Origin of the sequence: Aeromonas sp. (assembly GCF_050633025.1) — a bacterium.
Taxonomy (GTDB): Bacteria; Pseudomonadota; Gammaproteobacteria; order Enterobacterales; family Aeromonadaceae; genus Aeromonas.
This window is the reverse complement of sequence record NZ_JBODRQ010000107.1, coordinates 1-11,814: the sequence shown is the minus strand read 5'-3', so window position 1 is coordinate 11,814 and position 11,814 is coordinate 1. Positions and strand designations below refer to the sequence as shown.

Genomic DNA, 11,814 nt, shown 5'->3' with positions numbered 1-11,814 from the left:
TGCGTCCTTAGCTCAGCTGGTTAGAGCATCACCTTGACATGGTGGGGGTCGGTGGTTCGAATCCACTAGGACGCACCAAATTAAAAAAGCCCGCTCATCGAGCGGGCTTTTTGCATTCTGTCCAGCCACTCCCCTGCCCCGCCAATCCATTCATCACCGACCGGCAATGGCGCAGAGCCTTGTTCCCATAAAAAGCCCGTGTCATCCGATAAACGACACGGGCCGGATAGACGCCGCCAGATCCTCAGCTCTGCACGGCAATCTCGTACTTCTTTATCTTGCGATAGAGGGTGGCAATCCCTATCCCCAGCGCCTGTGCGGCCAGTTTCTTGTTGCCAAGCCGCTGCAGGGTCTCTTCAATCATCTGTTTTTCCATGCTCTCAAGGCCGCTCTCACCCGGAACGGATTCAGGCTGCTTCTCCGGCATGGCCGCGAGCGGTGCGGCGGCAGGGACATTGAACGCCGCATCCAGATTGGTCACCGGGATCGACTGGGCGGTGACGCGATGGGGCTCCTGATTGCGGATGATGTTGGGGGGCAGCAGGCTGGCGTCAATCACCTCGCCTGCCTGACTGACGTTGACCAGATATTCGATGAGGTTGCTGAGTTCACGCACGTTGCCTGGCCAGCGATACCCCTTGAGCAGCGCCATCACCTCGGGTGCCAAACCGGGATAGACGATGCCAATGCGGCTGGTGTGCAGGTTGAGGAAGTAGTGGGTCAGCAGCTCCACGTCCCCTTCCCGCTCCCGCAGCGGCGGCAGGTTGAGGGGGATGACGTTGATGCGATAGAAGAGATCTTCACGAAACTTCCCTTCGGCAATGTATTGATCGAGATGCTGGTGAGTGGCGGCGATGATGCGAATATCCACCGGCACCGGTCGGCTGGCCCCGATGGGGGTCACCTCCCGCAGCTCCAGCACCCGCAGCAGCTTGGCCTGCATGGTGAGCGGCATGTCGCCGATCTCATCGAGGAACAGGGTACCCTCATGGGCTGCCTGAATAAGCCCCTGCTTGCCACCGCTGGAAGCGCCGGTAAAGGAGCCCTTCACATAGCCAAACAGCTCGCTCTCCAGCAGCTGCTCGGGGATAGCGGCACAGTTGATGGCGATAAAGGGTTTGTCATGGCGCGGGCTCAGGCGATGAACAGCGCGGGCCACCACCTCTTTACCGGTGCCGCTCTCGCCACAAATCAGCACGCTGGAGGGACTCTGGGCGATGCGGTGCAACAGCCGCTTGAGGGTGCGCATCGGTTTGCTCTCGCCGATCAGCTGATCGATTCGTACCTCCGGATCAGTCTCCTGAATAAGACCCGAATGAGATTGATGAAAAGCCATCAGAAAGAGCTGCTGCCCCTGCACATGGTGCAGCTGACCGATTATCAGCTCCTGACGCCCCTCAAAGGTGATGATGTGCTGAAGATGACCACTGAGCCCCTGTTGGGAGAAGGTGAGCGGGCGGATCCCCACTTCGCGCCCCTGCAGCTGTTCCTGCTGGCAACCCAGATGATGGAGCGCCGCCTCGTTGGCGTAGAGCAGTTGACTCTTGTCATCGAGCAGCAAGCAACCCTGATCCATGTTGGTCATCAGATTGAGGAACACCTTGTTGACCCCATCCGACAGCCCGCGCGAATCGAGCAACTTGGCCACAAAGATGGTGGAGATGTGGCGCACATAGTCACACACATCCTGCAGATTGTTGTTGAGGCGCGCCTGCTGCTCGGCGCTGAAGGCGACCAGGCTGATCACCCCGATGCACCCCTCATCCACCATGATGGGCACCCCGAGGAAGGCGCGCTCACGACAGCTCTCCTTGCAGGTACAACCGTCACACACGGGATCATCGCTGGTGTGGGTAACGATCTTTTCCCGCTGATTATCGATGACATAGCGCAGCAGGCGGGAATCCCCCTCCAGCTGGCGGCCAAAAAACTTGCCATAGGGGCCAGTGCCCGCCACCCGCACCATGTCGGCATCCACAATCTCGACCTCAAGTTGCAGCACACTCGCCAGCATCTTGGCAAAACGCAAGATGGTCGGCTGGATCTGCATCAACAGACATTGGTTGCTAACGGATCTCATTCATCATTCCTTTTTTCTTGTTGTTCTCCCCCTAAAGGGAGTCATGCTGGCCAGATACTAAGGGATATCCGTCAGCACAACTTCGGGGGGGATCACGAAAAGGGAAAATGAATGACGGGGAAAATGAGCACAAAGATGAAGATAAAAACCAACAAAAACAAAAATATACAAGATGTGAGCAAGATCAGGTCGGCAAGTGTAGCGCCAGCCAGACCGCCAGCGGAATCACCACCACAGAGAGGGCATTGCCGCCGAGCACGATACTGGCCACCTTGTCCGGCTGGCAGTGATACTGCTCGCAGAGCATGTAATTCAAGACCGCAGGGGGCAAGGAAACCGACAACATCAACAGCGGGATCCACTCCGTCTTGAGGGGCAACAGCCAGATCGCCAGCAGCAGCGACAGTCCCCCCGCCAGCAGATAGAGCAAGTTGCACTTGAGCGCGAGGCCCAGGTGATCGAGCTCTCCCTCCATCAGGCGAATACCCAGCGCAAAGAGCATCAGGGGCACCGAGATCTGGCCGAGCAGCGAGGCCGTGGTCACCACATATTCCGGCAGCGTAATGTGCAGGTTGGCCACCAGCAAACCGGCCAGCGCGGCCCACAACACAGGGCTGCGCAGCCACAACCAGCGAGAGGTGTTGGCCGAGAGGATAAACATGCCGACCGAAAAGTGCAGCAGGTTGGAGAGCACAAAGAGGATCACGATGGCCCCCAGTTGCTGCTCGCCAAATGCCAGCACCATCAAGGGGATACCAAGATTGCCGGTATTTCGGAACATGGCGGGCAAGATCAGGGCTGCCCGCTCAATCCCTTTGAGTTTGAGCAGCGCGAGCAGCAGACCGGGTAACAGAATAACCAGCGCCCCCGCCGCAATCAGCGGCAGATGCTCCGCCAGCGCCAGCGGATACTTGACCAGCGCGGAGAAGAGCAGCGCCGGAGTAAACAGCTCGATATTGGCCCGATTGACGTAACCGAGCGCAGCCCCCGGTCGCAATCGCCCGTAGAGTGCGCCGAGCCCGACCACACCGAACACCGGAATGACGATATTGAGCAAGGCGCTGAACATGGGCAGCGTCCGTTACAGTTCGCGGGCCGGTTTGCCCATTAGCACCACCGGATCCAGCGTCACTTCCAGTGCGCCGTTACTGACCCAGAGCTGACCATCTGAGATAGTGCAGGTGAGCTGCATGGTACGCTCGACCATGGCGGTGAGCGGCAGAGTCTGGCTGTCGGAGAGTTCGATGATGCTGAGGTTGTCATGCTGGCTCAGCTTGCCCTGGTTTTGCTTCCACCAGACGCTGGTGCCACGCCCACCGTAAAGATAGAGCACCACCTGACGGGCGCGGTTGCAGGCTTTTTTCAGCCGTTTTTCATCGGGCTGGCCCAGCTCGATCCAGAGTTCTATTTCGTCCGAGTAGTTCTTGCACCAGAGCTCGGGCTCGTCATCGGCGCTCAATCCCTTGGTGAATTCCAGTCGCTCGGCGGCGTGCCAGGCAAAGGCCGCCAGCCGGATCATCATTCGCTCATCGGTTTCGGAGGGGTGGCGCGCCAGCGTGAGGGAGAAGTCCTGATACAGATTGCGATCCATATCAGACAAACTGATCTGGGCCTTGAATACGGTTGCCTTGAGAGCCATAGAAAACCTTGAACACCTGGATATGAGAAGGGTGAGTGAGAAATACGGGCGCCAGTGTAATCAAAATCGGCTGCAGGTTCGACCATCCTGACCAAAGATTTCCCCTTCCCTGCCGGGATAAGTGCTTTAAAAGACACAAAAAACAAATGCCAGTCCGAAGACTGGCATTTGGCGGAGTGGAGAAGCGACTCACTTCTCGGCGGACTGTACTCCGAACGCGTTCAGCAGCATGCAACAGGTCACTGCCACCGCCACGAATCCGCTCAGAAAGATAAAGGGCATGGCCCCGTATCCCAGTACTGTCCAGATGGTGTGTTCAAGAAGACTCATTGTTGTGTCCTTCATCCGGTGAAAGGTGTGTTCCTTCTGGCGGGTATTGGCTCCGCTCTTGATGCCTCCATTTGACATCAATCAGCGGTTGGGTCCTATGCCACCAAAGTGGTAAATGCAGGGGGCAGTTGCGCTGGATCAATTTTTTGGCACATATCCATGCAGTTCAAGCAATTACCACCGCCAATCAAGGATAGACACAAACACTGCAAGATAAAAAACGCGCCGGATGGCGCGTTTTTTGAAATACAGGCAAGAGATCAGTTTTCACACAGATCGCTTGGCATGTCCTGACGCAGGCGGGTCCAGAGCTTGCCGGACTCGATACCGTACTGACGCACCGTCATGAACACGGCTTCGTGGTTCTTGGTCTCCGCCAGATTGAGCAGGGTCTTGTAGTAAGCATCTGCGGTCTCGCGAGCCTGCCTGTCGGAGAAGTAGTAGCTGCCAACCCTGCTGTACAACCCTTTGAAACCATTCAGGATCAGGGCGTAGATCGGATTGCCGGAAGCAAACGCCAGCTGGTGGTGCAGACGATAATCAAACTCGGCATAAGCCTGTGCGTTGTTCTCGACCCCATCGGCGCCACGCAGGATCTCGGCGGCCTGTTCCGGATTGTGACGGATCGCCCCACGGATAAAGATGGTGCAGATGTGGGTGCGTGCAGAGAGCAGTTGAGCTATCAGGTCAGGTACCTTGTCCTGATCCAGACGAGCCAGGGTCTCCAGAATATTGAGGCCGGAGGTTTCCCAGAAATTGTTCACCCTGGTCGGCTTGCCATGCTGGATGGTCAACCAGCCATCACGGGCCAGCCGCTGCAGTACTTCGCGCAAGGTGGTCCGCGTCACCCCGATCAACTCGGACAATTCACGCTCGGCGGGCAGAATAGAGCCGGGAGGAAAGCGATTGTTCCAGATGGACTCGATGATGTATTCCTCGGCGAACCCAGCTGGGCTCTGCGCTTTTATAACCATGAATTGACTCTGTTGTAATGCGTAAAAAGGCTGACGAATAATATCAAAGCGATGATGGCTGGCAAGCATAAGGTCAGTCCTCTGCTCACATATGGCACATATAGTGTTGGTAATACGAATTTAATCGCCGCTGGGTGCTCGCCAACCAAGACGAGGTGGCGATAAAACAGGCACATGGGCAACAATCCATGGCTATTTATTTATATTCGTCACTCTTTTCGATTAAAATCACAAGGAGTCAGACAGATACAGGCCAACATCCGCAGGCACAGGTCGAATCATCCTTGACTGTATAGAAGCAGACCCTAACAACAAAGTTGAGACCCATAATCATGCCAATAAGCCTAGGGCAGGCATTTGCCAAGAACTTCTTGGGCAATGCACCACAGTGGTACAAAAACGCCATCTTGCTATTTCTGGTGATCAATCCGATCGCCTTTCACCTTGATCCTTTCATTGCAGGCTGGTTACTGGTGGTGGAATTTATCTTCACCCTGGCCATGGCTCTCAAGTGCTACCCCCTGCAACCGGGCGGTCTGCTCGCGATCGAAGCCGTATTGATCGGCATGACCTCCGCCGATCAGGTCAAGCACGAGTTGGTCGCCAATATCGAAGTGCTGCTGTTGCTGGTATTTATGGTGGCAGGCATCTATTTCATGAAACAGCTGCTGCTCTATGTCTTCACCAAACTGCTGATCGGCGTACGCTCCAAGATCCTGCTCTCCCTCTCCTTCTGTCTGGTCTCCGCCTTCCTGTCAGCCTTTCTCGATGCACTGACCGTGATTGCCGTGGTGATCAGCGTCGCCACCGGTTTTTATGCCATTTATCACAAGGTCTCGTCCGGCAAGGGATTCGGACATACACATGACCACACCGATGATCAAGAAGTAAAGGAAGACCACTATCAGGCTCTCGAGCAGTTCCGCGCCTTCTTGCGCAGCCTGATGATGCATGCCGCCATCGGTACCGCGCTGGGTGGTGTCTGTACCCTGGTGGGCGAGCCGCAAAACCTCATCATCGGCGAGCAGGCTGGCTGGCACTTTGGCGAGTTTGCCATTCGCATGGCCCCCGTCTCTCTCCCCGTCTTTATCTGCGGTTTGCTAACCTGTGTACTGGTCGAGAAGATGGGATGGTTCGGTTATGGTGCCAAATTGCCGGAGTCGGTGCGCGCCATCATGGAGGAATACAACCTGCATGAAAACGCCAAACGCACCCAGCAGGACAAGGCCAAGCTGATGGTACAGGCTCTGATCGCCATCTGGTTGATCGTCGGCCTGGCTCTGCATCTTGCAGCGGTAGGATTGATTGGCCTCTCGGTCATCGTGCTGGCAACCTCGTTCACCGGTATTACCGAAGAGCATGCTCTGGGCAAGGCCTTTGAAGAGGCGCTGCCCTTTACCGCCCTGCTGGCTGTGTTTTTCAGCGTGGTCGCCGTCATCATCGATCAGCAGTTGTTCAAGCCGGTGATCCAGTGGGTTCTTTCGGCGGAACAAGAGCAACAATTGGCGCTTTTCTATGTAGCCAACGGTCTACTCTCCATGGTCAGTGACAACGTCTTTGTCGGCACCGTCTACATCAATGAGGTGAAGACGGCCATGCTCAATGGTGCCATCGACCGCGCCCAGTTCGATCTGTTGGCGGTAGCCATCAACACAGGTACCAACCTGCCATCTGTCGCCACCCCCAATGGTCAGGCTGCCTTCCTGTTTATGCTCACCTCAGCATTGGCGCCGCTGCTGCGCCTCTCCTATGGTCGCATGGTCTGGATGGCGCTGCCCTACACCCTGGTGCTGGGGCTGGTCGGCTTTTTCTCTGTCGAGCTGCTGCTTGGTCCTGCTACCGGGTGGTTCTATCAGCAAGGATGGCTGGAGCTGTCTGAGGGTGCCGCAGCCGTGGTGCCCGCACTCCACTGAGAACATTGCTCTTAATCAGAAGGGTCTCTGCGGACCCTTTTCTTTTGCTGCGCGCTCTGCTCTAATTCAGCAACTATTTTTTCCAAGAGATCAATCAGATGATCGAGTTTCTGCGCCGTTTGGCATCCAATCGGCTGGCTTGGGGGTTGCTTGCAGCCTCAGCCCTGTTCCTTGAACTGTGTGCTCTCTTCTTCCAGCACGTGCTCGGGCTTCATCCCTGCGTCATGTGTATCTATGAGCGGCTCGCTACGCTCGGGGTCCTCCTGGCGGCACTGCTTGGGATGATGGCACCGCAGAAATGGTATGTACGCTGGAGCGCCATGCTTATGTGGGGAGCAAGTGCCTTCTGGGGCTTGAAGCTGGCACTCAAGCATGTGGATTATCAGGTCAATCCGTCCCCGTTCAATGTATGCGAGGGCTTTGTTGACTTTCCGCACTGGGCGCCGCTGGACAAGTGGATCCCCTGGATGTTCTTCCCGGACGGCGATTGCAGCGAGATCACCTGGCAGTTTTTGAGTCTTTCCATGCCCCAGTGGCTGGTCGTCATCTTCGCCGCCTATCTGCTGGTCTTCACCGTGGTGGCCATCGGCAATCTGGTGAAAGGGCGCTGCTGCAACTGAGTGCCATGCCCGCGTGAAGATAAAAAGGGGGAGCCATAATGGCTCCCCCTTCTCGTTCTGGTTGACCGTACTTCTGGTTACGCCCTGGCTGTGCTCATCTTGGCCTTGACCGCGCCAATTACCATGGGCAACAGGGAGATACCGATGATGCCGAAGATCAGCAGGGTAAAGTTGTGACGCACCACCGGCAGATTGCCAAAGAAGTGGCCGGCATAGACGAAGGAGAGTACCCACAGCAGACCGCCAACCAGGTTGAACGCCAGGAAGCGCGGATAGGTCATGGCCCCCATCCCTGCCACGAACGGCGCAAAGGTACGCACGATAGGCAGGAAGCGGGTGATGATGATGGTCTTGCCGCCATGCTTGGCATAGAAGGCGTGGGTCTTCTCCAGATAATCCCGGCGGAAGATTTTGGAGTCCGGGTTGCGGAACAGCTGCTCGCCGAAGAAGTGACCAATGGTGTAGTTGACCACGTTGCCCAGCACGGCAGCGATGATCAGCACGGCCGCCAGGGTATGGACGTCCAGCACGCTGCCCACGGTAAGCGCACCGGCGGCAAACAGCAGGGAGTCACCCGGCAGGAACGGCGTCACTACCAACCCGGTTTCACAGAAGATGATCAGAAACAGGATGGCGTAAACCCAGACGCCATAGTTCTCGAACAGCTCTTTCAAATGCACGTCAACGTGCAGGATAAAGTCGATTGCAAAGAGGATCAGATCCATTTTTTCCGTACCCATAAAGTGAACGGCGTGGAGTCTACGCCAATGCTATCCGGGCGACAATCACCGGGCCAGCCTCTTTTTCATTCCCATAGCCCCACCCTCAAATGAAACCGTTTTCCACCGCTATCGAAAGGAAGAAACACATGGGCAGAGCTCAAGCCATAGGGTGTATGTCGCTTGAATGGAACCATGCGCCAGCAGCAACGCCTCCACTACCATCTCGACTGTTAACGCTGGCTGAGTGAGGGTCATGGGTAATCAGTTGTGATTTTGCCTTGGCCCCTGCATCTTCGCCTATATCTTCGCCGGCATGGTAGTTGAGCGCAGATCCTGATCGGAGTCCCTCTTCCATCTACGTTCACTACCCGCGCATCTTCACCACTACCAGCACCCTCCCCGCTCTCCCCCGCGCGACTCTTATGCCGGCCAATTCGAGTCTCTGTGGCAATAACGCCTCCACTGGCCGGGCAACCCTATGTAATGCGTTGAACTCTCATAAATTTCAACCCAGGTCTCATTTCATCTTTTCTACCATCGCAGCAATTGATCTGGCGCAACTCTGCATCGGATAAAACAACATTGAGTTTACCTGTTTGGTAAATTCAGCATTGAGTAGTCAGGTACAACATTTCAATTTCACCACCAACAACATGTCTGCCCTCCCTACCGGGATAAAGTCCACACCACAAGATGGATCGGGCCAGACCAGACAAAAACATTTATCTGGGAGTGATAAACGTGGGTTCACAAAACAGGCATTCCAAACTGGGGCTCACCGCCCTGCTGCTGGCCAGCTGGCTTGGCGCCAGCGGCTCGGCATACGCCGCTGATGAGGCACAAACCAAAGAGAAAGTAGAGGCGCGCAGCGAGCTGTTCGCCAAGGATCACGCCGATCAGTTCACCAGCTGGCAAGCCACCAGCGAAAGCAAGGAGCGCACCGATGCGCTGGCGGAAGATCCCAACATGGTGGTGCTGTGGGGCGGTTACCCCTTCGCCAAGGATTACAACAAGCCGCGCGGTCACTTCTATGCGCTGACCGATGTGCGCGAAACCCTGCGTACCGGCGCCCCGAAAACAGCCGAAGATGGCCCCCTGCCCATGGCCTGCTGGAGCTGCAAAGGCCCGGATGTGGCCCGCGTCATCGACGAGAAGGGTGAGGATGGCTACTTCAAGGGGATGTGGGCAAAAGGTGGCCCCGAGATCGTCAACACCATCGGCTGCGCCGACTGCCACGATACCGCCTCGAAGGAGTTCAAGGAGGGCAAACCTGCCCTGCACCTCTCCCGTCCCTATGCCGATCGGGCCATGACCGCCATCGGCAAGCCGTTCAAGGAGCAGGGGCGCTTTGATCAGCAGTCCCAGGTGTGCGGCCAGTGCCACGTGGAGTATTACTTCAGCGGCCCCACCAAGGCGGTCAAATTCCCCTGGGACAAGGGCACCAGCGTGGAGCAGATGGAGGCCTATTACGATGAAATCGGCTTTGCCGACTGGACCCATGCCCTCTCCAAAACCCCCATGCTGAAAGCCCAGCACCCCGAGTACGAAACCTGGCGCGCCGGCATTCACGGCCAGAACAACGTCGCCTGTGTCGATTGCCACATGCCCAAGGTGCAGAACGAGCAGGGCAAGGTCTACACGGATCACAAGGTGGGCAACCCCTTCGATCGTTTCGAGCAGACCTGCCGCAACTGCCACACCCAGAGCAAGGAGATGCTGCAAGGGATCGTCAAGCAGCGCAAAGAGGCGGTGATCGAAACCAAGCTGAAGGTCGAGAAGCAGCTGGTACACGCCCACTTTGAAGCCAAGGCGGCCTGGGATGCCGGCGCCACCGAGGCCGAGATGAAGGATATTCTGCAGGACATCCGCCACGCCCAGTGGCGCTGGGACTACGCCATCGCCTCCCACGGGGTGCAGATGCACGCTCCCGAAGTGGCCCTCAAGGTACTTGGCAGCGCGCTGGATAAAGCCGCTGACGCCCGCACCAAGCTGACGCGCCTGTTGGCCAGCAAGGGGATCAGCCACGAAATCGCCATCCCCGACATCTCCACCAAGGAGAAAGCACAAGCGGCCCTTGGCATGGATATGAAGCAGTTCAACAGCGACAAGGCCCAGTTCCTCAAGACCACGGTCCCCGCCTGGGATGCCGAGGCCAAAGCGGCCGGACGGCTGGCACAGTAACGGCGCCTGCGGGTCCGGCCCCAAGTCTGGCCCGCAGCTGATGGAGGCTTCCTATGGGTGATTTAACGATGGATTTCTTACGACTGATGCTGATGGCAGCCATGCTGCTCACCAGCCTGCAGGGTCAGGCGGCCGAGCCGGCAGCAGCCCCTGTTCCAGCTACACATGAGGTGGAATTTTTACGCAATCCCGACAAGGCCTGCACCGACTGTCACAAGGAGCAGAGCGAAGGGATGCACGGCAAGCATGGCCAGGCGACCAATCCCAACAACCTGGCACCGGTGACCTGCACCAACTGCCACGGTCAGCCCTCCCCCCAGCATCGGGAAGGGGTCAAGGATGTGATGCGCTTTAGCGACAGCTTCAATAACAAGCAAAGCACCGAGAGCTACCCCATCAGCGAACAGAACGGGGTCTGCATGAGCTGCCACGAGCCCAAAGTGCTTCGCGAGGCGCTCTGGGCCCACGACGTGCACGCCACCAAGCTCACCTGCACCAGCTGCCACCAGCTGCATCCGGCCAAGGAGCCCATGGTGGCGATCCCGGAGAAGTCCCGCATCAAGCTCTGCGTCGACTGCCACAGCAAACAGCATGAGGCCAGCAAGGCCCGGCAGGAGCAGTCCAAATCGGCTACCGGCAAGGAGGCATCATGAGCTGCTCTCGCCGTGACTTTATGGCGGGCATGGGCGCGGGGGCCCTTATCATGATGACGGGGCCGGTGCGCGCCGGGGCGGCTACCCTCGCCCACAGCCAGACTATCGATGGGGTACGCTTTGGCATGCTCCACGATGAGACGGCCTGCATCGGCTGCACCGCCTGCATGGATGCCTGCCGGGAAGTGAACAAAGTGCCGGAAGGCGTCTCGCGCCTCGAGATCATCCGTTCAGGCCCCATCGGTGAATTTCCCGACGCCGAGTACCGCTTCTTTCGCAAGTCCTGCCAGCACTGCGACAACGCCCCCTGTGTACACGTCTGCCCGACTGGTGCCTCCCATATCCGCAAGGAGGATGGCATTGTGGATGTCGACGCAGATCTCTGCGTCGGCTGCATGTATTGTCTGGCTGCCTGCCCCTATCAGGTGCGCTTTATCAACCCTGTGACCAAGGTTGCCGATAAGTGCGACTTTTGCCGCAAGACCAACCTCGCGGCGGGCAAGGAGCCAGCCTGCGTGGAATCCTGCCCCACCAAGGCGCTGGTGTTCGGCAATCTGGATGATCCGGATAGCCCCATCGCCCAACGGCTGGTGAAGGAGACCACCTATCGCTACAAGCAGGCACTCGGCACCTCACCCAAGATGTACCGCGTGCCCAAAGGGGAGGTAAAGTCATGACCATGCAAGCGGCATTTCACTTCCC

General features: G+C 57.3%; 11 protein-coding genes and 1 tRNA gene. 6 read left to right on the top strand and 6 right to left on the bottom strand.

The window, feature by feature from the left end; all coding sequences use genetic code 11:
- Position 1: 1 nt before the first annotated feature.
- Positions 2-78: transfer RNA gene (locus ACRAUW_RS13725), tRNA-Val, on the top strand.
- 166 nt (positions 79-244) lie between these two features.
- On the opposite strand, the gene ACRAUW_RS13720 is transcribed toward ACRAUW_RS13725, so the two are convergent.
- From ACRAUW_RS13720 to fadR, 5 genes are all read right to left on the bottom strand, one after another.
- Positions 245-2,080, bottom strand: coding sequence for a sigma 54-interacting transcriptional regulator (locus ACRAUW_RS13720; protein WP_431362718.1), 1,836 nt, complete (start codon positions 2,078-2,080; stop codon positions 245-247).
- A gap of 184 nt (positions 2,081-2,264) precedes the next feature.
- Positions 2,265-3,149, bottom strand: a complete 885-nt coding sequence (locus tag ACRAUW_RS13715; protein WP_431362717.1) for an AEC family transporter — start codon at positions 3,147-3,149, stop codon at positions 2,265-2,267.
- Between the two features lie 12 nt (positions 3,150-3,161).
- Positions 3,162-3,719 (bottom strand): YaeQ family protein, encoded by a 558-nt coding sequence (locus ACRAUW_RS13710; protein WP_005336887.1) that lies wholly within the window; start codon positions 3,717-3,719, stop codon positions 3,162-3,164.
- A 189-nt stretch (positions 3,720-3,908) separates the two neighbouring features.
- A complete protein-coding gene (locus ACRAUW_RS13705; RefSeq protein ID WP_005345965.1) occupies positions 3,909-4,049 on the bottom strand; it encodes a TIGR02808 family protein in 141 nt (46 codons plus the stop codon).
- A 260-nt stretch (positions 4,050-4,309) separates the two neighbouring features.
- The gene (gene fadR, locus ACRAUW_RS13700) at positions 4,310-5,023 is read right to left on the bottom strand and encodes a fatty acid metabolism transcriptional regulator FadR (RefSeq protein WP_431362716.1); all 714 of its coding nucleotides are present in this window, start codon (positions 5,021-5,023) and stop codon (positions 4,310-4,312) included.
- Between the two features lie 332 nt (positions 5,024-5,355).
- Here fadR and nhaB point away from each other — a divergent pair, with 332 nt between their 5' ends.
- Together nhaB and dsbB are read left to right on the top strand one after the other, a co-directional pair.
- Positions 5,356-6,936 carry a sodium/proton antiporter NhaB gene (gene nhaB, locus ACRAUW_RS13695; RefSeq protein WP_431362715.1) on the top strand — a complete coding sequence of 527 codons (1,581 nt, stop codon included), beginning with the start codon at positions 5,356-5,358 and terminating at the stop codon, positions 6,934-6,936.
- A 98-nt stretch (positions 6,937-7,034) separates the two neighbouring features.
- Positions 7,035-7,556 (top strand): disulfide bond formation protein DsbB, encoded by a 522-nt coding sequence (gene dsbB / locus ACRAUW_RS13690; RefSeq protein ID WP_431362714.1) that lies wholly within the window; start codon positions 7,035-7,037, stop codon positions 7,554-7,556.
- 77 nt (positions 7,557-7,633) lie between these two features.
- Here the strand turns inward: dsbB and ACRAUW_RS13685 are convergent, their stop codons facing one another.
- On the bottom strand, positions 7,634-8,281 hold the full coding sequence (locus ACRAUW_RS13685) for a DedA family protein (RefSeq protein WP_040069761.1): 648 nt from the start codon (positions 8,279-8,281) through the stop codon (positions 7,634-7,636).
- Between the two features lie 732 nt (positions 8,282-9,013).
- Here ACRAUW_RS13685 and nrfA point away from each other — a divergent pair.
- The 3 genes from nrfA to nrfC are packed head-to-tail and all read left to right on the top strand — an operon-like array spanning position 9,014 to position 11,789.
- Positions 9,014-10,459 carry an ammonia-forming nitrite reductase cytochrome c552 subunit gene (gene nrfA, locus ACRAUW_RS13680; protein WP_431362719.1) on the top strand — a complete coding sequence of 482 codons (1,446 nt, stop codon included), beginning with the start codon at positions 9,014-9,016 and terminating at the stop codon, positions 10,457-10,459.
- A gap of 53 nt (positions 10,460-10,512) precedes the next feature.
- The gene (gene nrfB / locus ACRAUW_RS13675) at positions 10,513-11,112 is read left to right on the top strand and encodes a cytochrome c nitrite reductase pentaheme subunit (RefSeq protein ID WP_431362713.1); all 600 of its coding nucleotides are present in this window, start codon (positions 10,513-10,515) and stop codon (positions 11,110-11,112) included.
- Entirely contained in the window at positions 11,109-11,789 is a 681-nt protein-coding gene (gene nrfC, locus ACRAUW_RS13670) for a cytochrome c nitrite reductase Fe-S protein (RefSeq protein ID WP_431362712.1), read from the top strand. The genes nrfB and nrfC overlap by 4 nt, the downstream gene beginning before the upstream one ends.
- Positions 11,790-11,814: the final 25 nt, after the last annotated feature.

Coding starts and splice junctions, on each gene's coding strand:
- ACRAUW_RS13720 (WP_431362718.1), bottom strand. CDS start 2,080: ATGAGATCCGTTAGCAACCAATGTCTGTTGATGCAGATCCAGCCGACC.
- ACRAUW_RS13715 (WP_431362717.1), bottom strand. CDS start 3,149: ATGTTCAGCGCCTTGCTCAATATCGTCATTCCGGTGTTCGGTGTGGTC.
- ACRAUW_RS13710 (WP_005336887.1), bottom strand. CDS start 3,719: ATGGCTCTCAAGGCAACCGTATTCAAGGCCCAGATCAGTTTGTCTGAT.
- ACRAUW_RS13705 (WP_005345965.1), bottom strand. CDS start 4,049: ATGAGTCTTCTTGAACACACCATCTGGACAGTACTGGGATACGGGGCC.
- fadR (WP_431362716.1), bottom strand. CDS start 5,023: ATGGTTATAAAAGCGCAGAGCCCAGCTGGGTTCGCCGAGGAATACATC.
- nhaB (WP_431362715.1), top strand. CDS start 5,356: ATGCCAATAAGCCTAGGGCAGGCATTTGCCAAGAACTTCTTGGGCAAT.
- dsbB (WP_431362714.1), top strand. CDS start 7,035: ATGATCGAGTTTCTGCGCCGTTTGGCATCCAATCGGCTGGCTTGGGGG.
- ACRAUW_RS13685 (WP_040069761.1), bottom strand. CDS start 8,281: ATGGATCTGATCCTCTTTGCAATCGACTTTATCCTGCACGTTGACGTG.
- nrfB (WP_431362713.1), top strand. CDS start 10,513: ATGGGTGATTTAACGATGGATTTCTTACGACTGATGCTGATGGCAGCC.
- nrfC (WP_431362712.1), top strand. CDS start 11,109: ATGAGCTGCTCTCGCCGTGACTTTATGGCGGGCATGGGCGCGGGGGCC.